Raw genomic sequence first — 26,122 nt, 5'->3', positions numbered from 1 at the left:
CGCGAGGTCACGCCCGGGACCATGCAGCCGGTGAGTTGCGTCAAGACGTTATTTCAGAACGTCATTGCAGGACTTTCGGCATCACGACGACGACGTCGACCTGCTTGTTCAGCACACGCGAAGCGACGGCGGCGATGAGCGGCGAGTAGCTGTCCTCGATGTCGGATGCGACGTCCTCGTTCCTGGCGAAGGCGTAGAGCATCGTGCCCTCGACTTCATCGAAGCGAATGCCCGCGAAGACGTGATCGAACGTCTCGGCGCCGACGATGCCGGCCATGAGCGCCTGAATGGCGTGGTCCTGAATGCGTGTGAGCTTCATCATGCCGTTGAGATATGGAAACGCTGCGCGAATGCAAGATCACGTTTCCTCGTTCACTCCGGCTCCTGACTGCGGTCGCCGCCGGGCTTGTGTCCATCCGGCCCGCGGTCGAACAGGCCGTAATGGCTGGAGCGGCTGCCGTCGGCCCGGATCGGTTTTGCAGCGAGTCCCAGCCTCAGCAATTCCCGAATTGCGGCCGCCCGGGTCGGCATGCGGTGTCTGAATCTGAAATCGTCGACGAGCGAAAGCTCTTCCGGGGTGAGCATGATCTGGAGACGATCTCCGCGGAGGTCCTGCATAGCCCTTTCTCGCTATAACGGGGTGAGTGAACTACTCAATTTACTCATTTGGCTAAAGTTCCCCATGATTTGCAAAAATCGGGTCATGAGTAAAATACTTCCGCGAAAACAATGTGTTGCGGCTTGATCGAGGCGGGTTATGGTTCGCGGGGGCACGATGCCCTGGAGAAATTCCCGATGCAAAAGCGGCCGCCGGAGTAGCGATTGCCCTTCCTCGTCAAAGCTGGATCGCTGACTGTCGTCGCGCGCAGTGCGCTGGATGCCGTGAGCACGGTCGACAGGCTGCTCAGCGACGATGAATCGCTCGAGCCCGTCGTCTCGACGTTCGAAGGCTCGATTGTCGACATCGAGCAGCTTCGCGAATTGGTCGGCGATACCGACGAGCCCTGATCACACGCAATAAAAATCCTGGGCCGTTGCTGGCAACGGCCCAGGATTCAATCGCCAGCAGTGGAAGCGATGCGTCAGAAGCGATAGCTGAGCGCGAGGCGACCGACGTTCTCCCTGAACTTCGCACTGTAATTGAAGGTCGTGGTGTTCGCGCCGCAAGCGCCGACGCCGGGCGTACAGGCGATGGTGCCGTTGCCGCCAAAGCTGTCGAAGTCCATGTAGAGATATTCGCCGCGCAGCATCCAGTGGTCCGCCACACGCCATTCTGCGCCGAGGCCGACGACCCAGCCGACCGCGTCCTTGCTGAACGAGTTCGTCACGTTGGTCGGATAGAACGTGTCGATGAAATTGGCCGAGTATTTGAGGTGAGCGACCGCCGCGCCGCCGGTGACGTACGGGTACCAGGATCCCATATCGTAGCCGACGCGACCGGTGAAGGTGGCAAGGAAGTCCGAGCTGGCGTGCAGATTCCACGCGAAAGTCGAGCCCGGCGTCACCGGGTACACGGTCGGGCCGTTGCTCGTCGAACCATTGAAATTGGCCCAGTCGAAGCTCGCCTCGATGCCGAAGATGCCCTTGCCCGACTGGAAGAGATAACCGATCTGACCGCCCGCCAAGCCGCCCGAGTTGTCGAAGCTCCGCGTGGCGCCGGCGACCACCGCCGGGATGTTGGCGAATGCGAAGAAGCCATCCGGACCGACGTCGCTCGCGCTCGTACCGGTGGTGCCCCAGGCGCCGCCGCCGTTGATGCCGATGTAGAACCCGGTCCAGCTCGGGAGCTGCGCAACCATTGGCGGCGCCTTCATCGCCATGTCCGCCGCCGTGGCCGGCGCGGCACTGACGGCCAGCAACGCAACGGCGCTCGCAACATACGTCTTCAAGTAATTTTTCATTCGCGTGCTCCCAGTCGGCGATTTCGGAAAGAGATCAAGTCGTCGCGGATCAGCGGCTGGATCGATGGTTAGCACGTGACGGTGCGTCATAATGTAGCGGCCGCGTCACACTCGGAAACGTTTCGCTTTTCACGATATGGAAGCCATCATTACGTTTTAGGATTGTAGCGTCAGCCGATATGTTTTTGCGGCCAGCGCTCGTCGCTCTGGTCCATATCGTGACGCGCACGGACGGGCGGGACGCGCCAAGCATGATCCCGACCCCAAAGTCCGCGGGCACCAGAAGCGAGACTATCTTTTTCCGAAATGGCGTGGGCGGTTCAAGCCGCCGCGGCCTGCTTCGACAGCAATTGCTTCAGCTTCGCCGCCGGCACTGCAGGGCTGAACAGCCAGCCCTGCATCTGGCTGCACCCGAGCCGGCGCAGCACCTCGCGCTGGGCTTCCGTCTCGACGCCTTCCGCCGTCGTCGCCATGTGGCGGGCGGCGGCCATGTGCACCACGGCCTGGACGATCGGCGAGGAATCCGCGGGCTCGCCGATGTCGCTGATGAAGCTGCGGTCGATCTTGATCTTGTCGAACGGGAAACGGTGCAGATAGCTCAGCGACGAATAGCCGGTGCCGAAATCGTCGAGCGCGATGCGCACGCCGAGCTCGCGCAGCTGCTGCAGGATGGTCAGCGCCTCCTCGTCGTCGCGGATCAGCACGGTTTCGGTGATCTCGAGCTCGAGCCGTCCCGGCGCCAGGCCCGACTCGGCGAGCGCCGAGGCAACCTTCAGTGCCAGCGTCTTGGAGCGGAACTGCACCGGCGAGACGTTGACCGCGATGTGGATGTCGCCGGGCCAGGAGGCCGCTTCGGTGCAGGCCTGCTTCAGCACCCATTCGCCGATCTCGCCGATCAGGCCGGTGTCCTCGGCAACCGGAATGAAGTCCGCGGGCGAGACCATGCCGCGCTCGGGATGGCGCCAGCGCAACAGCGCCTCGCAGCCGGAGACGATATTGGCGGAGAGATCGACCAGCGGCTGGTAGTGCACCTCGAACTCGCCGCGGGCGAGCGCCTGGCGCAGATCGAGCTCGAGCTGGCGGCGCTGCCGCGCCCTGGCGTCGTATTCGCTCACGAAGATGCGGAAGGTGCCGCGGCCCTCGGTCTTCGCGGCGTACATCGCCAGATCGGCGCGCTTGAGCAGGTCTTCGAGATTGTCGCCGTGATCGGGCGCGATCGCGATGCCGATGCTGGCATCGGTCGTGATATCCTGGCCCTTGCAGTCGACGGGCGTGCGCAGCGACGCCAGGATCCGTTCCGCCAGCACGGACAGCTCGGCCTGGTCGCAGGTGCCGGCCTTGACGATCGCGAACTCGTCGCCCCCGAGACGCGCCACCAGGTCGTTGCCGCTGACGCAGGCGCGCAGGCGGCTCGCGACCTGGCGCAGCAATTCGTCGCCGACCTCGTGTCCCAGCGAATCGTTGACGCCCTTGAACTCGTCGACGTCGATATAGAGGATCGCAAACGGCTTGCCGTGGCCGAGCTCGGCGACGCGGCGCTCCAGATGGCCGCGCATCAGCACGCGGTTGGGCAGGTCGGTGAGGGCATCATAATGGGCCATGTGCGCGATGCGCTCGTCGGCGCGGATGCGCTCGGTGACGTCGTCATGGGTGGCGAGCCAGCCGCCGGCCGCGCCCGGCTGGTTCTTGATCTCGATCAGGCGGCCGTCGGAGGTCTCGACGATGTTGCTCTGGATGCGCCCGACGCTGTCCAGGATGGCGTCGCAATAGGAATCGACGTCGCCGTCGAACGAGCCGGTGTCGGCGCGATGCTGGATCACGTCGCGGAAATGGGCGCCCGGCTTCACCACCGCGGTCGAGAGCCGGTACATGTCGATGTAGCGCCTGTTGCAGACGATGAGCCGCTCGTCCTGGTCGAACATCAACAGGCCCTGCGTCATCGTGTTCATCGCGGTGTCGAGCCGCTGCTTCTCCAGCGAGAGCCGGTACGTCACCTGGCGGAAGATCAGGAACAGCGTGAGCACGAGCAGGCCGATCGACAGCACGGCGACAATGATGAAGAACCTGGTTTGGGTGCGCCAGGTGGCGAGCGTCGCGTCCAGCGATTTGGTGGCGACCACGACCAGCGGCTCGCCGGTCAGCATGCGCGAGGCGACGATGCGGTCCTTGCCGTCGATCGGGCTGGCGAGTTCGGTCGTGACGAAGCTGCGCTCGAACACGGCCCTCTGCTCGGGCGAGCCGGTGCGGTAGTTCTGCCCGATCATGTCGTCGACATGCGGGATCCGCGCCAGCAGCTGGCCGTTCTGGTGGTGCATCGCGATCGAGGAATCCTCGCCGAGGCCGGTCGAGGCGAAGAAGGATTCGAGCTGCTCCGGCGTAATCGCCCGCGATACCACGCCGAGGAACTCGCCATGCGGTCCGGAGACGCGACGGGCGAACACGATCGCCGGTCCGACGCCAAACCGGCCCGGCACGACCTCGACCTCTTCCTGCGCGGCCGGATCGGTCTTGAGCCTGATGAAATAGCCGCGATCCGACACCGAGATGTCGGCAACGGGCCAGCGCTTCGACGAGTTGATCAGCACGCCGTTCGAGTCGAACACGTTGGCGCCGGCGACGTCGGACCAGCCGCTGGCCTTGGCGCGCAGCACCTCGTGCACGGCGAGCGTCGCCATCTCGCTGCGGAAGACGTCGGGGGAATCGATGCCATGGCTTTCGAGTTCCGCGATGATGCTCTTCTGGAGCACCGCAAAATCCTCGAACTCGCGGTCGAAATGGCGGGCGAGCAGACGGACGGAGCTTTCCAGGCCGTCACGGCCGCTCGCGATCGCGTTCTGGCGGAAGCGGTCGACGGTCAGCCCGGTGCCGATGGCCATCGCTGCCATCAACACGAAGCCGCCGACGATCAGCCACGTCAGCGGTGCGCCCCGCCAACGGCGAAGCAGCGCGCGCAGTCGCGCGGTCCATCGTATCGATGCGCCCATCCCAGTCCTCCCGTGGGATCCAAGATGCAGCAAAACGGAAAAGACCCCGTTACCAGTAACGGTTAGGGAACTATGAATCGGAACGAAATCAGGGAGTTGGCGCAGCGCCTGGGGAACTCGGAATGCGACGCGGCTCGAGGGACGCCTTCATTCCCGGCATCAGGTGGCAAACTCACCAAGCCAATTGCTGCGTTGCGAGCGCTATCTGATGCCAGAAAGGTTCGGAATGTTGCGGAAAGTGGCGGCCGGGGCTCGCCGATCCAGCGCGTGGTGATAGGGTTGCCGCATGCGAAGTTGGTTTAAGCGGCATTTCCCAACCATCGATAGATGGGTTGATAGATTCGGGTACTGGTTCGGGGGCACCGCGTTGGGCGCGCTGTGGGCGGCCCTGACTTGGTTGTTCAATAACGTCCCGACAATAGCCAACTATGGTTGGGCAGCCGTAGTTCTCGCTGGCATCGGCGCCACATGCTTAATTGCGCTGGTGTGCAGCGCAGTGCTTGTCGCGCTCCGCTACTTCAATCCGATTTCGCGTCATTTATCGCCATTTGATTCATACGCGTACTCGCATGACCCGGCTGCTGGCGCCCCCAGTAGAGAGGTCTATTTCAGCCTTGTGGATTTCGTAATCCAGCACCTCTGGCCCGCCTGTGATCGCCAAATAGATCTGCAGAGGGCGATTATCAGAGAATATGAGGGCGACGCTTTACTTAAAGACCTTGCGATTGAAGGCATGCAGTTCGATGCACGACCAACGGCACAAGCCTTCTGGATTCAGTATCAAAATATGATGCAGGGCATCGAGGGTAGCGAGCCAACCCTTGGTTTCGACGCCTTGGTTGATTGCATTAATCGGTTAGCAAACGGAGCTTACAAAAGTTTCTGTGAGCAATCTGTGGAAATGGCGAAGGGGGTGACGGTGAATGACCTCGGGACCCATGAGAGGCTAGGTCCGATCTGGTGGGAGTGGGCGGAGCGACATAATCGTCTGGTCGATGAGCACACGAAAGTTAGACAGAACCCGCGGTTCGGCCGGAAACTTTATCGCCCGAGCCAGCCGGCGAACTGGGGAGATAAGGTACAAATGTGAGCGAGTTTTGATCTAGAGGTAGCCCCAGCCAGCCGGCCGGGGCTTTTTTGTTGCCCGATAGTCTGTTCACATTCTGAGCTCTCTGAGACGGCTAGTTGACTTTCTACTCAGAATGGCAGAAAAGAGTTCCAGAATCTGAGGGATTCGTGATGGCCGATTCTGAGATGTTGCGAGCCGCCAAGGCGGAAGTCGAGCGATGGGAGGCTGAACTCTCCAAGACGGAGGCGTTTCAGAAGCTCCAGCTCGCGAAGCAGGTAGTTTCCCTTTACGAGGGAACGCCAACCGTCACGTTTAAGATAGCTGGCAAGGTAGCTGGGCCCAGCGAGGTTGTTGAGCGCCTTCATGACGACCAGCGCCGATCTCTCACGACCAAGACTGCGCGGATTGAGGCAGCGGCTGCAAAATATCTCGAAAAGAAAGGCGCCCGCGCCCCAGCCAGCGAATTACTGGTTGCTGTTGAAAGCGCAGGGATTCCCGTAGGAGGCCGAGAGCCGGTCAAGGCGCTGTCGTCCTACTTGTCCGGTTCGAAAGCATTCAACAATCAGCGCGAATTGGGCGGTTACGGCCTAGCAGCGTGGGGCGTGTCTCGCGGCCCAGACCTGCTTTCCAGCGCTGGCGACGTAGATCTGGAGTGAATTAGCGAAATCCGGGGCCGGAAGGCCCCGGTAGGTCGTCTCTAACCAAGAATGGCATCCCGTTGAGGCGGGGTCGAAAGGTGGGTGGTACATGACAACATAAAGCTATCGAGTACCCGCCGGAGGCTATCGGTCGCGTTGGCGCGTGACCTTTAGCTTCTGCGGACGGGCCGGGGCTTGGTGCCGCTAGCTGGATTTCCACCCGCGACGCTTGGGTCCGATCCCCAACCGGTCCACCACTATTTTTTATCAGAATCAGAGTCTTGTGTCGAGCGCAGGGCCTTGATCCCCAGCCCGTTAAGCACAAACTCATTCATGGCCGCCATCTTTTCAAAGGCGAGTTTAGCGACAGCGCAAATCAGGATCAGGCCCCAAAGCCCAAATCCACCAACGGCACCCCACACGAACCCATCTCCAGAGCCGTATCCTGCCAAGGCACCGATGCTGACGAAGGCGGCCAAAGTCTGGGCCGCTAGGCGCGTATCATCCCTCGTCCATCGCGCTTTCGGACCGAATTTCATGAGGAGAAGGTAGCAAAACCGGCAGGATCGCCGCCAGCCTTGGCTTGGTGAGTTTGCTACCTAATGCCGTTCATTCCCGCTTCACTTCCCATGTCAGGGCTTGGGCATTCTGCTTGGCGAAGATCTCAGGCACGTCGAATTTCCCGGTCCGGAGGTCATAGCGGCACCGCCAGCCGCCCAGCCCCTTCATGACGGTGTTCTTGGGATGCTTGTCGTATTCGCCGGCGAGGCCGATCACGAGATAGCGGTTGTCGGGCCAGTTCACGCTGAGCCAGCGATAAGCCTCTTCGGTCCCCTTCAGGAGATTGGCCGTGATGTGGAAGTCGAGCCTGGCGAAGTGCTTCGTCTCCGGGCGGCCGTAGAAATAGGCCCAGGCGAGATCGCTGAGCGATTTCCTGGTGGCGTTGACGAAGACGCCGTTCTCGACATGGTAGAGATACAGATCCTGCTCGCCCGAGCCGGTCTTCTGCATCCGCACCAGCCATTGCGAATCGCTGGTGAAGCGGAAGCCGGCGCCATAGCCCTGCTCCGGCTTCAGCTCCGTCATCTGCTCGCCGCGGCGGGCCCAGACCTGCCATTTGACGTCCCAATCGCCGCTATCCTTCATGTATTGCTCGAGCCTGGTGGCGCCGTCGGGCGAAGTGAAGGCGAGGTCGGCATCGTCGGTGAGGACGAACCCCGGCGGCGGGCCGGAGGCGGCAAGCGCGGGGGCGGCGGCGAGCGTCAGGGCAAGCGCCAGCCATGGCGCAGCGCGGCAAAATGCGGTCATGGTGAATTCCTGAAAATGGCCGCCAGGAATGGACTGCAGGAATGGGCTACCAGAATGGACTACTAGAATGGGCTTCAAGAATGGACGGCAAGAACGGGCTTCAAGAACGGGCTCGAGGCGGCTTCGCTCGTTTGACGCGGGAAGGACCAGCCCGGTTCATCCCTTCGACCGTCTTGCTGCCGCAGCCAAAACGGCGCACTTTGCCGGGGTTGATTTTTGACCCAGAGTTTCGATCAGGGTTTGAGGACTGATGATCACCGCATCCAAGGCCTTCATTGCATTCTGCGCCTTCTGTCTGCTCGCGGTGGTCGGCGCCGTGCTGGTGATCGGCCCGGGCGAGCTCCGCCACATGCTGTCGGGCGGGACGCGCACCGAGGTGGCCGCGGTCGCGAAGCCCGAGAGCAAGCCTGAGGTGAAGGCCGAGCCCAAGGCCCAGGCCAAAGCCGAAGCCAAGGTCGAGCCCAAAGCAGAGTCCAAGGCGGAATCCAAGACCGAGTCCAAGACCGAGTCCAAGAGCGAACAGAAGGCCGACGAACCCAAGCTCGCCGCGGTTGCGCCAGCCTCGCCATCTGCCTCGCCCGCACCGGCCGAGGCGCCGAAGGCAGGCGCGCTGGCGGAAACCCAGAAGCAGGTCGCGGCGCTGGCCGATGTCGCGCCGGCCAAGCCGCAGCCGCCTGTCGCTGACACCGGCCCACGTTTCGACGTCGCCCGCGTCGACGATCATGGCGAGGCGGCCGTCATTGCGGGGCAGGCCGCACCTGGCGCGAAGGTGGAGCTGCTGCGCGACGGCCAGCCGCTCGACAGCGTGGTGGCCGATGCGTCGGGCCAGTTCGTGATGACTCCGCCGAAGCTTCCGGCCGGCAGCTATGAGCTGGCGCTGCGCGCCAGGGCGCCCGATGGCACCGTCACGCAGTCCAGCCGGACCATGCCGGTGACGATCGCCGAAGCCGCGCCGCCGCCTCCGCGTGTCGCGGCGGTTGCGAAGCCCGAGGCGAAGCGCGACGACAAACCCGAAGTCGTCGCGTCGCTGCCTTCGCCGCGCCCGGCTGCGGTGCCGGAGAGGGCCGCGGCCCGGCCCCGGATGATGGGCACGTCCAAACCCAGGTCCATGGCGAGGGCGCCTGCCGCGGCCGTCGCAGCGGCCTCGCCCGCAGACCTCCTCAGCACGACGACGGCGGAAGCCGGTGGCAGCCGGGTGATCAACCGCGGCGACAGCCTCTGGGCGCTGAGCCGCCTCGCCTATGGCGACGGCGCCCGCTATGCGGTGATCTTCAACGCCAACCGCGAAAAGATCCGCAATCCAAATCTGATCTATCCCGGCCAGACCGTCGTGGTGCCGCAAAGGGCGCAGTAAGGCTTGCTTCGCCTCCCCCCCGCAAGCGGGGCGAGGTAAAGCGCCGCGCCTGCCGCGATGCCGCCCCACGGATCTGCGACGCTTTGGCCGTCTCGCCGCGGAACATTTGGTTCCCCGGCGCGTCTTCTCCCTGCGACGTGATGCGCGCTTGGCGCTGGAGGAGGGCCAAGAAGTGTTTGGCTCGGTGATCGGCTCGGTGGTCAGGTCAGTGGTCTTGTCGAGATCGCGCTCGGGGCTGGCGCTTGCCGGCGCGGCCCTTGTCGCTGTGACGGTGCTGGTGCCCAACACCGCGCAAGCCCAGTTCGGGCTGCGCGGCGGGCCGCTCGGCGTTGCGCGCTTCGCCGTCGGTCACATCATCGGCCTGTCGCGCCTGCGCCATGCCCGCATGGCGGTGCGCGGCGGTCGCTATCGTTATCGCTCCGCCGCGCTGAGATCGCAGGATCCGCGCGGCAGCGAGCGCGGTCAGCCCGCCAATCCCTATGTCGTCCGTGCGGCGATGACGGCGCAGGCTGCGCTGTCGGGCTGGCACGGCGGCCGCCGTCCGCAGGGCTGGTGGCGCCACCCTGATGGCAGCTATGGCTGGATCGGGCCGGTGTTCTGGCCGTTCGCGCATGACGATCTCACCACCGCAATCATCCTTGGCGATACGACCAGCCTCTCGCTCTACGGCTATGGCGATATCTACGCCGCGATCTTCGCGCCCTATGCGGCGCCCGAGCTTGCCGCCTACACCGCGCCGCAGGGCCGCCGTGGGCGGCGAGTCCCGTCGGCGGAGACGGTCTGCGACAGCAGTGACACCGGCGGCTTGCCGGTCGACCGCATCGCCGCAACGGTGCAGCCGAACGAGATGCAGCGCGCGGCGCTCGATGAGCTCGCGTCCGCCTGGACGACGGCGCGCGACACCATCCGCGCCTCGTGCCCGGCGCAGGCGCCGATGATTGCGGCAGAGCGCCTCGGCGTGATGCAGGCGCGCCTGGATGCGATGATCAAGGCCACCGACGCGCTGACGCAGCCGCTGGCAAAATTCGTCGACCTCCTCGATGACGGCCAGAAAGCGAAGCTCGATTCGCTGGCGAGGGAGCGCCAGGCGGCGCTGGCTTCGGCCCAGCCCAAGGACGCGCAGGCGACCGCCGCCTGCGATCCCGACTACGATCCCCGCTACGACGTGCAGGCCCAGCGCCGCTACGAGCAGCTCGTGCAGCAGCAATGGCCCGCCGACGACATTGCCGTCACGCTGAAGCTCGACGACACCGGACGCGCCCGGCTCGACGTGCTCCAGGGCACCACGCTGCGCACGATGGAGACGCTGAGCTCGTGCCCGATGAAGGCGGAAGCGACCCCGCAAGCCCGCCTCGCCGCCGTGAAGACGCGCCTCGAGACGATGCAGCAGGCGGTGGGCGGCGTCGCCGACGCGCTCGACGATTTCGAAGCGGACCTGAGCGACGAGCAGAAGGCAGGGTTCGAGGCGATGGGGCCGAAGCGGGGGACGTGATTTGAGGCTCGGGCCGACGTGAATTCTCGAATCGCAATGTACCCATCTCAATGGCAGGCATCGACGCGGTCGTCCTTGCTGTACGAACCGCCCTTCACCGCGATTGCGCCGACGGGGCCCGAACACCAGTTCGACGAAGCCACAGTGGTCCGTCTCGTCAGCGCGATCCGTGAGATCAACGACAGCGCTGTTGCCTGAGCGGATCGACCGACCCGACAGGCAACACGTCAGAGCTTGGTGAGATCAGGCGCAAACGTCCGATGATGCCATCATGCCAGTGTTTTGCCCGACGCGTCAAAGAAAATTTCTGAAAATCAGCAAACTGGGAAAATCACGAAGCTCCCCAGCGGCCTGTCTACTGTGCATGGGGTTGTTTTCGCGTTTTGTGATTGATGTCAGCCTCTGCGCCGGGCGGCCGCCGCATCGACGACATTGTCGACTTGGTCTCGCCACGACAGGATCTCCATCGCCAGCACCGGGTGATTGAATCCCTTGAGCTGGAGATCGTCTAGGGCGCGGGCCTCGACCCAAGGCTCGACCATGCCGTAGACGCGGCGGCTCACCACGATCTGGTTGGCGTGGGCCTCGCTGCACAGGCGGGAGGCGAGGTTGGTGACGCTGCCGATCGCGGCATATTCCAGCCGCTGCTCGAAGCCGACCTGGCCGAGCGTGGCATAGCCGAGCGCGATGCCGATGCCGAAGCCGAGGCTGTGCCCGCGGTTGCGCCAGCGCTCGGTCAAGGGACCGATGGTGTCGCGCATCTCCACCGCCATCTTCACGGCGCGTGCGGTGTGGTCCTCGAACTGGATCGGCGCGTTGAACAGGATCATCACGCCGTCGCCGGCATACTTGTCGAGCGTGCCCTCGTATTTGAAGATCAGCTTGCCGAGCGCAGCGTGATATTCGCGCAGCACGTTCATCGCCTCTTCCGGCTCGGTCGCTTCCGTGAACGCGGTGAAGCCGCGCAGGTCGCAGAACACCACGGTCACCTCGCGGCGCTGGCTGGTGAGCAGGCCCTCCGGGCTGTCCGAGGAGGCGATCAGCTGCGCCACCTGCGGCGCCAGGAAGCGCTCGAGCTTGCGGATGCGCTCGATCTCGCTGAGCTGCGTCGCGACGCGCTCTTCGAGCGACTTGTTCCAGTCCTTGAGCTGCTCGGTCTGCTGGGTGAGCTTGTCGGCCTGGGCGCGCACGGTCTCGTTCGCGGTCTCCAGCGCGTGGCTCTTGTGGTCGACCTCGGTGAACAGGCGCGCATTGCGCATCGCCAGCACGGCCTGGTTGGCGAAGGTGCGCATCAGGCCGGTGAGGCTGGGTTCGAACGCGCCGCTGGCCCGGCGCAGCACCACCAGCGCGCCGAGCGTGCCCTGCTGGTCGACCAGCGGCACCACCAGCACCGCATGGAAGCCGGCATCGACCGCGACGTCGCGCAGCGGCTGCTCGGCGGCGTGGTCGAGGTCGGGCAGCGCGATCGGCTCGCCGCTCCGCGCGGCATCGCTCAGGATGTTCTCGCCTTCGCCGATGGTGACATGGGCGCCGCCGGCCGATTTGTCGATGCCGTCAGCCTCGACTAGGTTGAAGCTGCGCCGCGCGGCGTCATGGCCGTAGATCAGCACCGCATCGGCGCGGCTGATCTCCAGCGCGCGGGCGGCGATCGTCGGCAGCACGGCGTTGAGGTCGAGCGAGGACGAGACCGCGCGGCCGACCTCTTCCAGCACCTTCAGCTCGTTGATCGACTGGGCGAGATCGCGGGTGCGCTCCTGGACCTTCGTTTCGAGGTTCGTATAGGTCTCCTGGAGCTGGCCGGCCATGCGGTTGAACTGGCCGGCGAGCTCCTCCAGCTCGTCGGAGGTGTGCACGTCGATGCGGTGGCTGAAATCGCCTTCGCCCAGCTTGTGCGCGCCGTCGCGCAGCGCCGTGATCGGGATGATCATGCGGCGCGCCAGCAGCGTGCCGGCGAGGATCGCGACCAGAAGGCCCATGCCGATCAGGAGCGCGATGCGCACCAGCTGGTCGCGGATCGGCGTCAGCGCCTGCGTGGCCGGCTGCTCGAACAACACGCTCCAGCCGAGCTTCGGCACAGTGCTCGCGGCCGACAGCACCGCATGGCCGTTGAAGTCGGTGCCCGACGTGTCGCCCTCGCGGCCGGGCGCGATCGCCGCCGCGACCTGCGGCAGCTTCGACAGATCCGTGCCGACATCTGGCCCCTTCGACGAGGTCGCCAGCACGCGGCCGCGCGGGTCGACCACATAGGCGAAGGCGGCCTTGCCGACCTGCGCATCGGACAGGAACTCGGAGAGGAAGCTGAGATCGATCTCGGCCACCGTGACGCCGGCATTGAAGCCGGAATGCGCCACCGAGATCGACATGTACGGGGTGCGGTCCGAGAAATAGGGAGGCGCATAGCTGACGCCGCGGGCGACCGCTTCGGTGAAGCGAATGTCGCGGGCGAGGTCGGCATTGCTGCCGGTCGTGATCGACTGGCGCGAGACGCGCAGCACCTCGCGGCCGTCGCCGTTGAGCTGGAACAGCTGCGAGACGACGGAGACCTGCTGCAGCAGCTGGGTGTAGTCGGTGCGACGCTTCTCCAGCGTGTCCCGGCTGGCGGTCGTCACCCAGCTGATCTGGCGCTCGAGCTCGGAGACGGACTGTTCGATGCGCCGGGCCGCGCTTTGCGCCTTGTCCTCGAGCCCGTCGGTCAGCTGTGTCTTGGTGGCGCGATAGGAGATCCAGGTCTCCATCGCGCCGTTGACGGCGAGCACGAACACGACGAGGCCGACGAGGGAGGCGACATATTTGGCGAACAGGCCCTCGCGCAGAAACCAGGTCTTGTCTTTCGCTCCCGTCATCCGGATCCTCTCGCGCCGCGACCGACGCTAAGGGCCGTACGGGCCCCACGGCTTTCTACCACAATTTGGACCCTTGGACCGGCAGGGAGCCGGCAAGGGGCGCGTGTGGTTACCCGCGGGACAACGCCCGGACGGCCAGCAGGGCGGTGAATTGTCGCAGCCGGCAGATGTCCTCCTCCGTTCGGATGAAGAAATCGGCGAGGCGGGGGTCTCCGGCTGCGCGCGGAGCGCGACGCCCTGGTTCGCCAATCACCGATTGAACAGTTGCCGCATCACGTCGTTCATCGGCTGGCTGTCCTGTTGCGCCTCGGGCGGGTCCTGGATCGGAGCGGCGGGCGAAGCCTGCGGCGCCGGTGTGGTCGGCGCGCCGGGAAGGCTGCGGCTTCGGCCGGTTCCGTTGCCGGCGCCGCTCGAGAGCCCCTGCTGGATCAGATTGCCGATCGCCTCGCCGAGCTGGCCGCCGAGCAGGTTGTTCTGCCCTTGTGCTTGTCCTTGCCCTGGCTGCTGGGCTTGCGGATTGGCGTTGCCGCCGCTCGGGGGACCGAGACCGAAACTGTTCAGGATGCCGCCGAGCCCGGCGCCGTCGGGCCCGAACAGGCCCTTGCCCATCTCGCGCAGCTTGGCATAGGCGGCATCGGGATTGTCGAGCATCCCGGCCATGTCGGGGTAGATCCGCGGCTGCGACCAAGCGCCGGTGATCATCACGGGAATGCCGAAGCCGACCGGCTCGGAGGCGCGGCCCTGGCCTTCGGTCGTCATCACCAGCTTCGGCTCGACGCGAAAGCCCATCATCTTGGTGTCGAGTGCGATGGTGCCCGCGCCGGTGACGCGCACCAGCGGCCCGATCAGGTTGAGGTCGGTCGTCACCGCCTGGCCCTTGTCGATGCGGAACGAGGCCGAGAGCTGTGACAGGTCCGTGCTCTGCTCCTTGCTCAGCTCCTGGCCGGAGTTCTGGCTGTCCTGCCAGCCCGACAGCGTGCCCGACGTCAGCGAGCGGATCATCTGCGCGACATTGATGCCGCGGATGGCGCCGTCCTGGAAATTGACGAAGGCCGTGCCCTGCATGTTCGCCATCAGCGCGCGTTGACTGGCGCCGGCGCTGCGCAGCGCGAGCTTGGCCTGCAGCTTGCCGTCGATCCGGTCGAATTCGGCAAGGCCTTGCAGCAGCGGCAGCGCGCGCACGCCGACGAGGTCGGAATGCATCGCAAAGCTCGGCGCGCCGCTGGTCGCATCCAGGATCACCTCGCCCGAGACCTGGCCGCCATAGGCGCCGAGATTCGCAGTGCCTGCCTTCAGGATGCCGCCGGCGAGCTTTGCATCGAGCGCCAGCGGCGCAAGACGCGCCTCGCCGATCACGGCTTCGCCGGCCGAGATCCTGATCTGCGCGTCGACATAGTTGAGCCCGGACACGTCGATCGGCGCGTCGCTCCAGGGCTGGCCGGTCGCGCCCTCAGGCGATTTCGCCAGGGGAATCGCGAGCCGCCGGAAGTCGAGATCGACCTTCACCAGCGGTTTGCTCGCGATGTCGACCGAGGCCCAGCCGTTGAAGGCGCCGTCGCCGAGCGTGCCGTTGACGCCGTTGATCATCACGACCGCGCCGTTGAGGCGCATCTCGGCATGGCCGGCGAGCTGCGACTTCAGCACGTCGGGCATGTCGATGGCGAAATCGACCGGGATGGTCTGTCGCTCGATTGGCGGCGCCGGCGCGGTCGCCTTGATGTCGAACCTGGTCGGATGCTCGCCGACGCGTGCGGTTCCGGCGATCGCAATCCTGCGGTCGCGGCCCGTGACGGCGTCGGCATTGATGGCGCTGATGCGGCTGTCGATGCGGTCGCGCACGCGCGCGAATGCGACTTCGCCGTTGGTGATCTTGACGCGGGCGATGGTCGCGCCGCCCATGTCGGGGGCCGGGGGCTTGGGCGATGCATCGGCGTTCGGCAAGCGCTCACGCAGCAGCGGCTGGTACAGCACGGGATGGGTGACGACGATCTCGCTGATGTCGGGATGGCCCGACCACGCGCTTGCGAGCGACATGTCGGCCTGCACGCGGTCGATCGTCACGCGCGTGATGCCGCTGCGATCCCGGGGATCGCTCAGCGTGAGGTCGTTCAGCGTGACGTTCAGCGTCGGCCACAGGCTGATCTTGGCGGTTCCGTCGATCGACAGGCGATAGCCGGTCGCCTGCTCGACGCGCGAGGCAATCGTCGTCGTCAGCAACCCCGAGGGGATCCCGATCACCAGCAGGAGGACGATCACGACGATGACGGCGGCCAAGGCTGCGCCGGCGAATTTCACGGCTCTCATGTCGACTTTCCAACGACGGACGAGCGGCGTCGAATCCGGCGGACGACCCGTCCTTTTGCGCCAGAGTTTATCCCGGGACGGGAAGCCGCTCCAAGCCGCTAAAAATAGTCGGGAGGTGCTGCAAAGTTATGTGACTTATGACACACTTCTCCGGCGCGGTTTTACGCGATTCTGACGTTGATGCTTCCAAGCGATTTGCCAAAGAAACTAACCAAGAAATTCACAAGGACGTTGAAATGAGCAAGCAGGCCGAATTTGCGGTCATTCTGAAAATGAATGCCATGTTCGCCGATCTCGGAGCGGACGAACTCCAGCGGCTGTCCACCCTCTGCCACACCCAGCATCTGGCGAATGGCGAGGTGCTGTTCCAGAAGGGCGACCCGGGCGACGCGCTGTTCGGCGTGCGCCGCGGCCAGGTTCGTATCGAGACCGGCGCCTCCGACGGCAGCCGGTTGACGCTGAACTTCATGGGGCCGGGCGATCTGTTCGGCGAGGTCGCCGTGCTCGACGGCCAGAGCCGCACTGCCGATGCGACGGCCGGCGAAACCAGCGAATTGTTCGTGTTGCGGCGCGAAGACTTCCTCGCCTTCCTCGAGCGCGAGCCCAAGGTCGCGATCAAGATCATCGCGCTGTTGTGCCAGCGCATCCGCTGGCAGAGCGAGCGCATGGAGGAATCCATGTTGCAGCCGCTGCCGGTGCGGCTGGCGCGGCGGCTCTGCGCGCTCGCCGCCGACTTCGGCTCCGAGGTGCATATCTCGCAGGAACAGCTCGGCGTCTTCGTCGGCGCCGCCCGCGAGAGCGTCAACCGCCAGCTTCAGGCCTGGCGCAAGGAAGCGATCCTCGATCTGCAGCGCGGCCGGATTTTGCTGCGGAACATGACCAAGCTGACGGCGATCGCGCGGAACGAGTAGGGGTGGCGGATCGCGGCAAGGAGGTTCGCTTTGCCGCGACTATCGCTGCTCGTGCACTTGTTTGAGACAAGGCGGAGGAAATCTACTCCGCCGCAGGGTGCACGATGCTCTTCGGTGCCGGCGCAGCATCCGCGGCGTCGTGACGACCGTCCGTCTCTGCATCCGCACTGTGCACGATCAGCCGCTTGCCGAAGCGCCAGATCAGGGCGCCGAGATCGTCCATCACCATGAACATCGCGGGCACGAACACCAGCGACAGGATGGTCGAGAAGATCAGGCCGCCGATCACCGCGAGCGCCATCGGCGAGCGGAACTCGCCGCCCGCGCCGACGGCAAGGGCGCTCGGCATCATGCCGGCCGCCATCGCGATCGTGGTCATGACGATCGGACGGGCGCGTTTCATGCCGGCGTCGATCATCGCCTCGTCGCGCGGCTTGCCGGAGTTGATGGATTCGATGGCGAACTCAACCAGCATGATCGCGTTCTTGGTGACGATGCCCATCAGCATCAGGATGCCGATCCACACCGGCGTGGTGAGCTGCTTGCCGGTGACGAGCAGCGCCGCGATCGCACCGCCGATCGAGAGCGGCAGCGAGAACAGGATGGTGATCGGCTGCAGGAAGGTGCCGAACAGCAGCACCAGCACCGCATAGACCATCATCAGGCCGGCCGTGATCGCCGTGGCAAAGCCGTCGGAGAGCTCGTTGAGGCTCTCGGCGTCGCCGGAGGGGGAGACCTTCACGCCCTTCGGCAGGCTCTTCATGACGGGCAGGTCGTAGATCTTCTTGGTGGCGTCACCGAGCGCGGCGGAGCCGACGAGGTCGGCGGCGACGGTGGCCTGCCGCTCGCGGTCGTAGCGGTTGATGCTGGTCGGGCCCTGGTCGAGCTTGACGTCGGCGATGACGGAGAGCGGCACGCCGCCCTTCTCGCCGTGCTCGCCGAGCGGCAGGCGCAACTGCTCGAGTGTCTTGAGATTGCCGCGCGCGGCATCCTCGAGCTGCACCCGGATCGGCACGAGGCGGTCGCCGACGTCGAACTTGGCGAGCGCCGGACCGACGTCGCCGATGGTGGCGACGCGGATGGTCTGCGACAGGCTTTCGGTCGAGACGCCGAGTCGTGCGGCGAGATCGGCGCGCGGCTCGATGCGCAGTTCGGGACGTTCCAGCGAGGTTTCCGAGATCACGTTGGAGATCGTCGAAATCCGCTTCATCTGCGTCGCGAGCTCGCTGGCGACGTTGTTGACGATGTTGGCATCGACGCCGGTCACCACCAGGGAGATCGCGCGCAGGCCGTTCTCGTCGAGGAACCAGAAGCGGATGTCGGGAACGTTCTCCAGCTCCTGGCTGATCGAGAATTCGAGCTCGCGCTGGGTGATCTTGCGGTCGTTCTTGGGCGTGTAGTTGATGATCAGGGCGGCGCGCCGGACTTCCTGGGTGCCCGGCGGAACGCGCCCGCCGTCGACGAAGATGCTCTTCACCTCGGGCCGCTTGCGCAGGCGTGCGACGATGTCCTCGGTGACCTTCTCGGTGTAGGCGAGCTGCGTGCCCGGCGGCAGTTCGAGGGCGAGCAGCGAGCGGGCGCTGTCCTGCGCCGGCAGGAAGCCCTGCGGCAGCAGCGTGATGCTCCAGATCGAGGCCGCGAAGATGCCGAAGCCGATCAGCACGGTGATGAAATAGTGCTTCACCGACCACGAGACGAGGCCGTGATAGGTCCGCAGGATGCGTCCGGGAGGCGGCTCTTCGTGGGCGTGATGCTTGAGGAAGTAGGCCGCCAGCATCGGCGTCACGAAGCGGGCCGCGAGCAGCGAGAAGAACACCTGCACCGAGACGGTGATGCCGAACTGCTTGAAGAACTGCCCGGCGATGCCCGACATGAAGCTCGCGGGCGCGAAGATCGCGATGATCGTCAGCGAGATCGCGATCACGGCGAGGCCGATTTCGTCGGCGGCTTCCAGCGCGGCACGATAAGGCGATTTGCCCATGTTCATGTGCCGCACGATGTTCTCGATCTCGACGATGGCGTCGTCGACCAGGATACCCGTCGACAGCGTGATGGCGAGGAAGCTGACGAGGTTGAGCGAGAAGCCGAGGATGTCCATCGCCCAGAAGGCCGGGAAGATCGACAGCGGCAGCGAGACTGCGGCGATGATCGTGGCGCGCAGGTCGCGCAGGAACAGCAGCACGATGACGACGGCGAGGATGGCGCCCTCGAACAGGGTCGAGATCGCCGCTTCGTAGTTGCCGTTGGTGTATTCGACGGAGGTGTCGATCAGCTTGAGATCGACGTCGGGATAGGCGGCCTTGAGCGCGTCGATGCGCTTCTGCACGGCTTCGGCGACCTTCACGTCGCTGGCGCCCTTGGATCGCTTGATGCCGAGCGCGACCACCGGCTCGCCGTTGAAGCGGGCGAAGGTGCGGCGGTCGGCGATGGTGTCGGTCACGGTGCCGAGATCGTCGAGCCTGACCTCGCCGCCGCCGAACAGCGGGACCATGGTGCCGGCGAGGTCGCTCAGCGTCTTGGCGCCGGCCAGCGTCCGGATCGCCTGGTCGTTCTTGCCGATTTCGGCGCGTCCGCCGGCGACGTCGACGTTGGTGCCGCGCAGGCTCTGGCTGACATTGACGGCGGTCAGCCCCATCGCCTGCAGGCGATCGGGATCGAGCGAGACCAGGATCTCGCGCTCGACGCCGCCGATGCGCTCGACCTGGGCGACGCCGCGCACGCCCTGCAGCGCGCGCTTGACCACGTCGTCGACGAAATAAGAGAGTTGCTCCGGCGTCTTGCCGGGCGAGATTGCGGCATAGGTGACGATCGGCAGGCCGATCACGTCGACGCGCTGGATCAGCGGCTCGGTGACGTTCTGCGGCAGGTTCGAGCGCACGCGTGTCACTGCGTCCTTGACGTCGTTGAGGGCGCGGTCGGTATTGGTCTCCAGCGCGAACTGGATGGTGGTGACCGACACGCCGTCGGTGATCGAGGAGGTGATGTGCCGCACGCCCTCGACGCCGGAGACGGCGTCTTCAACCGTCTTGGTGACCTGCGATTCGAGCTCGGCCGGTGCGGCGCCGAACTGCGAGACCGCGACCGAGATCACCGGAATATCGGCCGAGGGCAATCGCGTGATCGCGAGCTTGGTGAATGAGGTCCAGCCGAGGATCAACAGGATGATCGAAAAGACCACCGATGGCAGCGGATTGCGGATCGACCATGCCGAGATATTGAGAGCCATCAGCGTACCCGCGTGCGATCGAGTTCATCGGCGAACATGGTCTTGATCTGGTCGCCGTCATGCAGCGATGATCCGGCGTCGGCGACGACGATTTCTCCGACGTCGACGCCCTCGAGGATTTCCGTTTGGCTGTCGGATGTCAGCCCGACGCGTACCCTTCGTGTCTCGATGGTGTTGCTCTTGACCACCTGGACGGTGAGGTGGTCGATCGCGGTCTTCGGCACCGCGACGCCGCAGCTTCGCTTGGCGTCGATGGAGGCGCGGGCGAACATGCCGACCTTAAGTGAGGGATTGTTGGTCACGCTGATGCGGACGTGCCCGAGCTGAGTGGCGCGGTCGATCTCGGGGGCGACGAGCCGGACCCTGCCGATCAAATCGGCGGCGTCGTCGCGGCTGATCCGCACCGTCGCGCCGGGGCTGAGCTTCGGCATATGCACGGCCGGGACCTGCGCATCCAGCTCGATCTCGCCGTTGACGGCAATGCGGAACATCGGCCCCGCCTGCGGCGATGCGGGTGCGCCGACGATGGTGCGGACTTCCGTGATGAGGCCCGGTGCGGATGCCTTCAGCGAGATCGGGCCCTGGTTGCCCGGCCGTTGCGGCTGCCCCGGGATCTGTGGCGGCGGCGTCAGCCGCGCCAACTCCTGGTTGTCGGTGACGACAGCGCCTTCGGTGACGAAGACGTCGGTGACCCTCGATCCTTCCTGGTCGGCCATGACCACGGCCTCGCGCCGCGGCACGAAGAAGCCGGTCACCCGCACCAGGTCGGAGAAGCAGGCATTGGTCGACTTCGCCACGATGACGAGCGCCTCGCCCGGCGTGTCCTTCGCCTCGGGACGATGCCGATGCTCGAACCAGTAATAGCCGACGCCGAGCGCGATGATGAACGCCACGGTACCCGCAGGCTTGAGATATTCGGAGATGTTCATCGCCGGATCATCCTGGCCTGGCGTGTGGTTATCGGAAAGGTTTCCCTGAAACGAAGCGGCGTCCCGCAGGGCTGCAGGACGCGCGCCGGGCTTGAGACTTTACACCACATCACGACTGGTCACTGCAAAGGATTACGTCGTGGTCATTTCGATGCGGTGGTCTTGTTTTCCATGTTCACGACCTGCACGCGGCGGTTCACCTCCGCCATCGGCTGGCTCGGATCCTTCAGCTTGCTCTTGCCGTAGCCGACGGTGACGAGGTCGGCCGCGGCGATGCTGTACTTCTCGACGAGGTAGCGCTTGATCGAATCCGCGCGACGTTCCGACAGTTCCTGATTGTAGCTCTCGCCGCCGGCGGCATCGGTGTGGCCCGCGACCACGAAGGTCGAGCCCTTCAGGTCGGGGTTGGTCAGCGCGCGGCCGAGCGCCTGCACCGAAGGCAGCGACTTGGCGCTGATGTCGGCCGAGTTGTAGTCGAAGGTGATTTCCAGATCGATGTTCGGCTTGTCCTTGGCGGCGGTGGCGATCTCCTCGCGCTCGGTCGACGACAGCGAGCGCGTGGCGCGGCCGCGGACCGACTGGATCAACTTGGTTTCCGCCGCGTTCGGGACGGGATCCGCCTGCGGGCCGATCGAGAGGCCGCGGGTCAGCGGCTTTTTCGGCGGCGGCGCCAGGGCGCGGACGATCTCGTCCTCGGTGACGTTCTTGCTGTTGCCGTCGTCGCCGGCCAGGGCGGGTGAGAGTGTCAGCGACAGCGCGGCACCGAGGGTGACGACGGACAGGATCGCGGTCAGTCCTTTTGCAGCCAGTCTCATCATCTGTCCCTCCTGCGCAAGCCCGCGCGGTTCCAAATTTCCTGCAACAGGCCCACGACAGGGCCGTCTGCGGCATCCGTTCAGTTAGTCTTGGCGGGGAGGCCTGGGGTTCGAGGCGCCGCCCGCCTCAAATCAAAAAATATCAACGCACTCCGTAACTTGCGAATTCCTGTACGATGTTCGGGTCCATCGCCTTGGCGTTTGCGATGTCGAGTGCGCCCTCCTGGGCGGAGCCGTTGCGCTGCTTGGCCACGCCCCGTCCATAGAGGGAGGAGGTCAGGCGGGGGTTGATCTTCAGCGCGGCGTCGAAATCGGCGATGGCGTTCTTCACCGCCCCGGATTTGAGGTTCACCAGCCCACGGCTGTCCAGTGCATCGACGAAATTCGGGCGCAGCCGCAGCGCCTCGTTGCAGTCTTTCAATGCGCCCTGGAGGTCGCCGACCACGGTACGGGTCCAGCAGCGGTTGTTCAGCGCTTCGACGTCCTTCGAATTGATCCGCAGCGTGTCGTCGAAATCCTTGATGGCGAGGCGGTAGGCCCCCTTGCTGGCATAGACCTGGCCGCGCCGGTACAGCGCATTCACGTCGTCAGGGTTGGCGGCGATCTTGGCCGTGAGGCCCTTGATGGTGGGATCTTCCGCCAGCGCGGCCGCGCTCGGACCGCCATCGGCGTTCGGCGCCGGAGCCGTCTCGGCCGGCTTCACCGGCGGTGGCGGCGGAGGCAGTGCGGCGTCCACCTGCGGCTTCGGTGACGGCGGCGGTGGTGACGGGGGTGCGGGCGGCGCCGGCGGATTGTTCGCAGCCACGGGTGCGGGCGGCGGGGCTGGCGGAGCCGGAGGCGGATTGTTGGCAACGGGAGGCGGTGGTGCGGGGGACGCCGGCGGCGGCGTCATCGCCGTCGGGCGCGATCCGGTCGCACCCGGGATGAACGAGAAATCCTCGGCGAGCGAGGACGAGATCCACGGCACCTGCTCGCCGCGCGAGGCGCGGGTGACGCCCATCTTGGTGCGGTTCAGCGTTTCCTCCGCCATCAGGTCGGGGACGCGGATTTCCTTGAGCAATTCCTGCACGAACAGGCTGTGGTCGCCGCCGGCATCCGACACCACTGACGCCAGGGCGGCCGAATACATCACCAGCGTGCCGTTCGGCGCAATGACCGGCGTCAGGCCTGCCGAGAAGCTGCGGAACCGGCGCTCGAACGGGTTGCGTCTGCTGGCATCGATCAGCGCGATCTTGACGCCGGCACCGCGCGTGTTGAGCTCGCCGAGGATGGCCTCGATGCTGAAACCGTCGCGGCGGACGTCGGACTCGGTCCAGATCTGCGCATCGACCGGGATCATGTAGCTCTGCCGTGCCGACTGGATGCCGAACCCGCTGTAGAATATCAGCGCCACCGAGCCCGGCTTGATCTTGCCATAGAGCTTGTCGAAGGCGCGGCGCATGCCGTCGCCGGTCAGGTTCTCGCCGGTCTCCACCGTGAAGCCGTCGCGCTTGAGCTCGTCGGCGACGTCGCGGGCGTCGTTGATCGGCTCCTTCAGCGGGCTGTCGGCATCGGGATATTTGGCGTTGCCGATCACCAGCGCGAAGCGGTCACCGGCCGCATGCGACGGGGCGGCCGGGATAAACGCGACAAGCAACGGCAGAAGAAAAAGGAAGCGAATTTTCATAATCAGCGCGGTCCAGCCAAAAAGGCGCCGTTCCCAGCTTGCGCCGCGGCGACCTTAACTTACGCAAAGTGCATTATCAAACCGGCGAACGGGGGCGTCAACCGCTTGGAGATTCGGCATTATCGCGACAATTGACCGCGACGCAGAGGCCGCTCGCGAGGGGAATAATTCGGCGGTCACGGTCTCACTCGACGCGTTCTGGTTCGGGGTTCCGGCAGCCATGTTAGGCCGGCACTCGCGACGAAAATGTGATTGGTCTCACATTGCAGCCCCGCATTCGCCGCGGCCTCGGACGTTTGACCTTTGCGGCGGACGATGGCTTGGTGCGCGGCAGGCCCATTCAGAAAAAAGCAAGAGCCGGGATCAACGCCATGGGAAACGCCTACGAAATCTACGCCCTGCGCTATGCGACGATGTCGCCGCGCACCCCCAGCATGAATTTTCTGGCGCCCGATCCGCATGAGAGCGCGGCGCAGGATCTCGACTACTTCGTCTGGCTGATCCGGGGGCAGGGCCGCGATATCCTGGTCGATACCGGCTTCAATGCCGAAGAGGCTGCCTCGCGCGCGCGAAAACTGACGCTCAATCCGGTCGACGCGCTGGAGCGCTTCGGCGTCGCGGCATCCAGCATTCGCGACATCATCGTGACGCATCTGCACTACGACCACGCCGGCAATCTCGATCGCTTCCCGAATGCGCGCTTCCATCTCCAGGAGCGCGAGATGGCCTACGCCACGGGCCGCTGCATGTGCAACGGACTGCTGCGACATCCATTCTCGGTCGAGCACGTCACGCAGATGGTCCGCCATGTCTATGGCGAGCGCGTGAATTTTTATTCCGGTGATGGCGAGGTCGCGCCCGGCGTGACCGTGCATCGTGTCGGTGGCCATTCCGACGGCCTGCAGGTGGTCAAGGTCGAGACGGCGCGCGGTCCCGTGGTGCTGGCATCGGACGCTGCGCATTACTACGCCAATCTGCAGCGCCGCAGCCCGTTCCCGATCGTCTACAATGTCGGCGACATGGCGGTCGGCTGGGAGACGATCGAACGTCTCGCCGGCCATCCCGATCGCTACATTCCCGGCCACGATCCGATCGTGACCGAAATCTATCCGCGCGCGAGCGACAAGGTCGATGCCTGGGCGCTGCACCTGCCGCCGACGCGGTCGTTTGCGAAGTGACGATGGTGGCTAATCCGCCTGCCTGGCGTCAGCCTCTTCGCGGGTCTGGATCAGGCCGAGGCTCTCCTCGATCTCCGGATCTGTTCAACCTCCGAGACGAGCAACGGGTGCGCTGTCAGCGAGTACCGGCAGGATCGCTGCAAGCAACGATATCGCGGGGAGATTTTAGCGCCGCTGGCTCCGGCGGAGAGAATATCGCCAGGTATCCTGTGTCCCCTGCAAGCTGATATGCGGCGACCTCGCGATAGCCGACGGCGGTCAATTCGCAGCGCAAGAGCTCGATTGGCGTGCCATGCTTCGACGTCGGAAGCTCGAGATCGACAATCCCGATCCGCGCACCCTGCTTCAAGGCGGGCGCGAGATTGTAGAGGAAGGCATAGGGCTGGGCGATCTCGTGATACATGTGCACGAGAATTGCGGCATCCAGCGAGGAAGCGGGCAGGCGCGGGTCGTGTGGTTCGCCGAGCGCGAATTGCACGTTCGTCAACTTCAGAAGTTCTGTTCGCCTGGCGAGCTCGACGAGGTAGTCCCGCGTGACGTCCTGGGCAATGACGGAGCCGGCGGGGCCGACGAGGCGCGAGAGCCTGACCGTGTGGTAGCCGCTGCCTGCTCCGATGTCGGCGACCGTCATGCCTGGTTTCAGTTCGAGAGCACGTGCGATCTGGCCGGCCTCATTGAGGGCGTCGCGGCGCTCTTCGGCGGCACGGCGTGGGCTGACGATCCGTGCAACGGGGCGCTGCGGCGAGGGAAACTCGTTCGCAGCGACTCCCGGAGGAGCCAGATAACCGATGTCGGCGGCGTATGCGCGAGTTGCGGCAAATGCCACAAGTAGCGCCGCGATATAAGCCTGTGCCTTCACGAGCCTACCAAGCTTTCTCAACCGGTCCAGGCGTCTATGCGTATACGCCTTAATACGCCTGCTTGGCGTCGGCCTCCTCGCTGGTCTGGATCAAATCGAGGCTCTCCTCGATCTTGCCGAGCAGTGCGGAGAGCTGCTTGCGCTCCTGCGCAGAGAGGCACGCCAAAATCTCGTCTTCCCGCCGCAGCAATTGCGGGAACAACTCCTCGTAGAGCGCGCGTCCCTTCCTGGTCAGTTGCAGGCGGAATTCGCGGCGGTCCGCCTCGTTCTCGACCCGCTCGATCAGGCCGTCATGCAGCAGCGTCGTCACCGCGCGGCTGATGGTCGATTTATGCGTGCGGGTACATTGCGAGATGAATTGCGCGCTGCAGGCATCGTTGCGGAATCCGAGCGTCGCAATCACGCGCCAGGCGGGAATGTCGAGGCCATGCCGCTCCTGATACTCGACCGCGAGCGCGGAACTGACTTCCGCCGCGAGTCGGTTGAGGCGGAACGGCACGAACTTGAACAGATCGAGCCGCGATTTGGGCCGCGGCGAAGCCTCGTTGGCTTCTTTTGTCTTCAGCGCGATGTCGCTGGATGTCCTCGCCAAGGAGAGCGCTCCGAATTCCAGTTGACGGCCGGCCGGCTCCGGTCCAAAATAGT

Annotated in this window: 22 protein-coding genes; 8 read left to right on the top strand and 14 right to left on the bottom strand. The window is 65.0% G+C overall.

Annotated elements, in window-relative coordinates; genetic code table 11:
• Positions 1-61 precede the first annotated feature (61 nt).
• Positions 62-322 (bottom strand): hypothetical protein, encoded by a 261-nt coding sequence (locus tag QY049_RS26020; protein WP_194479030.1) that lies wholly within the window; start codon positions 320-322, stop codon positions 62-64.
• A gap of 50 nt (positions 323-372) precedes the next feature.
• Positions 373-618 carry a hypothetical protein gene (locus QY049_RS26015; protein WP_194479031.1) on the bottom strand — a complete coding sequence of 82 codons (246 nt, stop codon included), beginning with the start codon at positions 616-618 and terminating at the stop codon, positions 373-375.
• A gap of 204 nt (positions 619-822) precedes the next feature.
• On the opposite strand from QY049_RS26015, the gene QY049_RS26010 reads away from it, so the two are divergent.
• On the top strand, positions 823-1,008 hold the full coding sequence (locus QY049_RS26010; protein ID WP_194479032.1) for a hypothetical protein: 186 nt from the start codon (positions 823-825) through the stop codon (positions 1,006-1,008).
• A gap of 74 nt (positions 1,009-1,082) precedes the next feature.
• Here the strand turns inward: QY049_RS26010 and QY049_RS26005 are convergent, their stop codons facing one another.
• Both QY049_RS26005 and QY049_RS26000 read right to left on the bottom strand, forming a co-directional pair.
• Positions 1,083-1,901, bottom strand: a complete 819-nt coding sequence (locus tag QY049_RS26005) for an outer membrane protein (protein WP_258764613.1) — start codon at positions 1,899-1,901, stop codon at positions 1,083-1,085.
• A gap of 320 nt (positions 1,902-2,221) precedes the next feature.
• Complete coding sequence (locus tag QY049_RS26000; RefSeq protein WP_258764614.1) at positions 2,222-4,885, bottom strand: EAL domain-containing protein; 2,664 nt, start codon at positions 4,883-4,885, stop codon at positions 2,222-2,224.
• A 367-nt stretch (positions 4,886-5,252) separates the two neighbouring features.
• Between QY049_RS26000 and QY049_RS25995 the strand changes: the two genes are divergently transcribed.
• Together QY049_RS25995 and QY049_RS25990 are read left to right on the top strand one after the other, a co-directional pair.
• On the top strand, positions 5,253-5,975 hold the full coding sequence (locus QY049_RS25995; RefSeq protein WP_258764615.1) for a hypothetical protein: 723 nt from the start codon (positions 5,253-5,255) through the stop codon (positions 5,973-5,975).
• A 149-nt stretch (positions 5,976-6,124) separates the two neighbouring features.
• Complete coding sequence (locus QY049_RS25990) at positions 6,125-6,610, top strand: hypothetical protein (protein WP_258764616.1); 486 nt, start codon at positions 6,125-6,127, stop codon at positions 6,608-6,610.
• Positions 6,611-6,849: 239 nt separating this feature from the next.
• Here the strand turns inward: QY049_RS25990 and QY049_RS25985 are convergent, their stop codons facing one another.
• Together QY049_RS25985 and QY049_RS25980 are read right to left on the bottom strand one after the other, a co-directional pair.
• Positions 6,850-7,071 carry a hypothetical protein gene (locus QY049_RS25985; protein ID WP_258764617.1) on the bottom strand — a complete coding sequence of 74 codons (222 nt, stop codon included), beginning with the start codon at positions 7,069-7,071 and terminating at the stop codon, positions 6,850-6,852.
• 130 nt (positions 7,072-7,201) lie between these two features.
• Positions 7,202-7,900: a hypothetical protein gene (locus QY049_RS25980; RefSeq protein WP_258764618.1), complete on the bottom strand. Its 699-nt coding sequence runs from the start codon at positions 7,898-7,900 to the stop codon at positions 7,202-7,204.
• A gap of 250 nt (positions 7,901-8,150) precedes the next feature.
• Here QY049_RS25980 and QY049_RS25975 point away from each other — a divergent pair, with 250 nt between their 5' ends.
• The 3 genes from QY049_RS25975 (at position 8,151) to QY049_RS25965 (ending at position 10,944) form a co-directional block, all read left to right on the top strand.
• Complete coding sequence (locus tag QY049_RS25975) at positions 8,151-9,254, top strand: LysM peptidoglycan-binding domain-containing protein (RefSeq protein WP_258764621.1); 1,104 nt, start codon at positions 8,151-8,153, stop codon at positions 9,252-9,254.
• A 196-nt stretch (positions 9,255-9,450) separates the two neighbouring features.
• Positions 9,451-10,746, top strand: coding sequence for a Spy/CpxP family protein refolding chaperone (locus tag QY049_RS25970; RefSeq protein WP_301270098.1), 1,296 nt, complete (start codon positions 9,451-9,453; stop codon positions 10,744-10,746).
• 75 nt (positions 10,747-10,821) lie between these two features.
• The gene (locus QY049_RS25965) at positions 10,822-10,944 is read left to right on the top strand and encodes a hypothetical protein (RefSeq protein ID WP_258764623.1); all 123 of its coding nucleotides are present in this window, start codon (positions 10,822-10,824) and stop codon (positions 10,942-10,944) included.
• A 197-nt stretch (positions 10,945-11,141) separates the two neighbouring features.
• On the opposite strand, the gene QY049_RS25960 is transcribed toward QY049_RS25965, so the two are convergent.
• Together QY049_RS25960 and QY049_RS25955 are read right to left on the bottom strand one after the other, a co-directional pair.
• Positions 11,142-13,589: an adenylate/guanylate cyclase domain-containing protein gene (locus QY049_RS25960; RefSeq protein WP_258764625.1), complete on the bottom strand. Its 2,448-nt coding sequence runs from the start codon at positions 13,587-13,589 to the stop codon at positions 11,142-11,144.
• Positions 13,590-13,838: 249 nt separating this feature from the next.
• Complete coding sequence (locus QY049_RS25955; RefSeq protein WP_258764626.1) at positions 13,839-15,893, bottom strand: AsmA family protein; 2,055 nt, start codon at positions 15,891-15,893, stop codon at positions 13,839-13,841.
• A 236-nt stretch (positions 15,894-16,129) separates the two neighbouring features.
• Between QY049_RS25955 and QY049_RS25950 the strand changes: the two genes are divergently transcribed.
• Complete coding sequence (locus tag QY049_RS25950; RefSeq protein WP_194479039.1) at positions 16,130-16,804, top strand: Crp/Fnr family transcriptional regulator; 675 nt, start codon at positions 16,130-16,132, stop codon at positions 16,802-16,804.
• Between the two features lie 82 nt (positions 16,805-16,886).
• Here QY049_RS25950 and QY049_RS25945 read toward each other — a convergent pair whose 3' ends face one another.
• From QY049_RS25945 to QY049_RS25930, 4 genes are all read right to left on the bottom strand, one after another.
• Positions 16,887-20,030 (bottom strand): efflux RND transporter permease subunit, encoded by a 3,144-nt coding sequence (locus QY049_RS25945; RefSeq protein WP_301270095.1) that lies wholly within the window; start codon positions 20,028-20,030, stop codon positions 16,887-16,889.
• Positions 20,030-20,959, bottom strand: coding sequence for an efflux RND transporter periplasmic adaptor subunit (locus QY049_RS25940; RefSeq protein ID WP_194479041.1), 930 nt, complete (start codon positions 20,957-20,959; stop codon positions 20,030-20,032). The genes QY049_RS25945 and QY049_RS25940 overlap by 1 nt, the downstream gene beginning before the upstream one ends.
• Positions 20,960-21,102: 143 nt before the next feature.
• Positions 21,103-21,774, bottom strand: a complete 672-nt coding sequence (locus QY049_RS25935) for an OmpA family protein (RefSeq protein ID WP_258767104.1) — start codon at positions 21,772-21,774, stop codon at positions 21,103-21,105.
• A gap of 142 nt (positions 21,775-21,916) precedes the next feature.
• Positions 21,917-23,440 carry a caspase family protein gene (locus QY049_RS25930; RefSeq protein ID WP_258764631.1) on the bottom strand — a complete coding sequence of 508 codons (1,524 nt, stop codon included), beginning with the start codon at positions 23,438-23,440 and terminating at the stop codon, positions 21,917-21,919.
• A gap of 371 nt (positions 23,441-23,811) precedes the next feature.
• On the opposite strand from QY049_RS25930, the gene QY049_RS25925 reads away from it, so the two are divergent.
• Positions 23,812-24,618 carry an N-acyl homoserine lactonase family protein gene (locus QY049_RS25925; protein WP_258764632.1) on the top strand — a complete coding sequence of 269 codons (807 nt, stop codon included), beginning with the start codon at positions 23,812-23,814 and terminating at the stop codon, positions 24,616-24,618.
• 115 nt (positions 24,619-24,733) lie between these two features.
• Here the strand turns inward: QY049_RS25925 and QY049_RS25920 are convergent, their stop codons facing one another.
• Together QY049_RS25920 and QY049_RS25915 are read right to left on the bottom strand one after the other, a co-directional pair.
• Entirely contained in the window at positions 24,734-25,477 is a 744-nt protein-coding gene (locus QY049_RS25920; RefSeq protein ID WP_258764634.1) for a class I SAM-dependent methyltransferase, read from the bottom strand.
• Between the two features lie 49 nt (positions 25,478-25,526).
• Positions 25,527-26,069, bottom strand: coding sequence for a MarR family winged helix-turn-helix transcriptional regulator (locus QY049_RS25915; protein WP_194479045.1), 543 nt, complete (start codon positions 26,067-26,069; stop codon positions 25,527-25,529).
• Positions 26,070-26,122 lie beyond the last annotated feature (53 nt).

Origin of the sequence: Bradyrhizobium sp. WYCCWR 13022, assembly GCF_030435535.1 — a bacterium.
GTDB lineage: Bacteria > Pseudomonadota > Alphaproteobacteria > Rhizobiales > Xanthobacteraceae > Bradyrhizobium.
Note: the sequence above shows the minus strand (reverse complement) of the source record. Positions and strands in the feature narration are given on the sequence as shown.

What these genes read in the sequence shown, in the direction of transcription:
- QY049_RS25950 (WP_194479039.1), top strand. Translation starts at nt 16,130, where the DNA reads ATGAGCAAGCAGGCCGAATTTGCGGTCATTCTGAAAATGAATGCCATG.
- QY049_RS25925 (WP_258764632.1), top strand. Translation starts at nt 23,812, where the DNA reads ATGGGAAACGCCTACGAAATCTACGCCCTGCGCTATGCGACGATGTCG.
- QY049_RS25940 (WP_194479041.1), bottom strand. Translation starts at nt 20,959, where the DNA reads ATGAACATCTCCGAATATCTCAAGCCTGCGGGTACCGTGGCGTTCATC.
- QY049_RS25980 (WP_258764618.1), bottom strand. Translation starts at nt 7,900, where the DNA reads ATGACCGCATTTTGCCGCGCTGCGCCATGGCTGGCGCTTGCCCTGACG.
- QY049_RS26015 (WP_194479031.1), bottom strand. Translation starts at nt 618, where the DNA reads ATGCAGGACCTCCGCGGAGATCGTCTCCAGATCATGCTCACCCCGGAA.
- QY049_RS25955 (WP_258764626.1), bottom strand. Translation starts at nt 15,893, where the DNA reads ATGAGAGCCGTGAAATTCGCCGGCGCAGCCTTGGCCGCCGTCATCGTC.
- QY049_RS26005 (WP_258764613.1), bottom strand. Translation starts at nt 1,901, where the DNA reads ATGAAAAATTACTTGAAGACGTATGTTGCGAGCGCCGTTGCGTTGCTG.
- QY049_RS25935 (WP_258767104.1), bottom strand. Translation starts at nt 21,774, where the DNA reads ATGAGACTGGCTGCAAAAGGACTGACCGCGATCCTGTCCGTCGTCACC.
- QY049_RS25975 (WP_258764621.1), top strand. Translation starts at nt 8,151, where the DNA reads ATGATCACCGCATCCAAGGCCTTCATTGCATTCTGCGCCTTCTGTCTG.
- QY049_RS25960 (WP_258764625.1), bottom strand. Translation starts at nt 13,589, where the DNA reads ATGACGGGAGCGAAAGACAAGACCTGGTTTCTGCGCGAGGGCCTGTTC.
- QY049_RS25990 (WP_258764616.1), top strand. Translation starts at nt 6,125, where the DNA reads ATGGCCGATTCTGAGATGTTGCGAGCCGCCAAGGCGGAAGTCGAGCGA.
- QY049_RS25930 (WP_258764631.1), bottom strand. Translation starts at nt 23,440, where the DNA reads ATGAAAATTCGCTTCCTTTTTCTTCTGCCGTTGCTTGTCGCGTTTATC.
- QY049_RS25945 (WP_301270095.1), bottom strand. Translation starts at nt 20,030, where the DNA reads ATGGCTCTCAATATCTCGGCATGGTCGATCCGCAATCCGCTGCCATCG.
- QY049_RS26020 (WP_194479030.1), bottom strand. Translation starts at nt 322, where the DNA reads ATGATGAAGCTCACACGCATTCAGGACCACGCCATTCAGGCGCTCATG.
- QY049_RS26000 (WP_258764614.1), bottom strand. Translation starts at nt 4,885, where the DNA reads ATGGGCGCATCGATACGATGGACCGCGCGACTGCGCGCGCTGCTTCGC.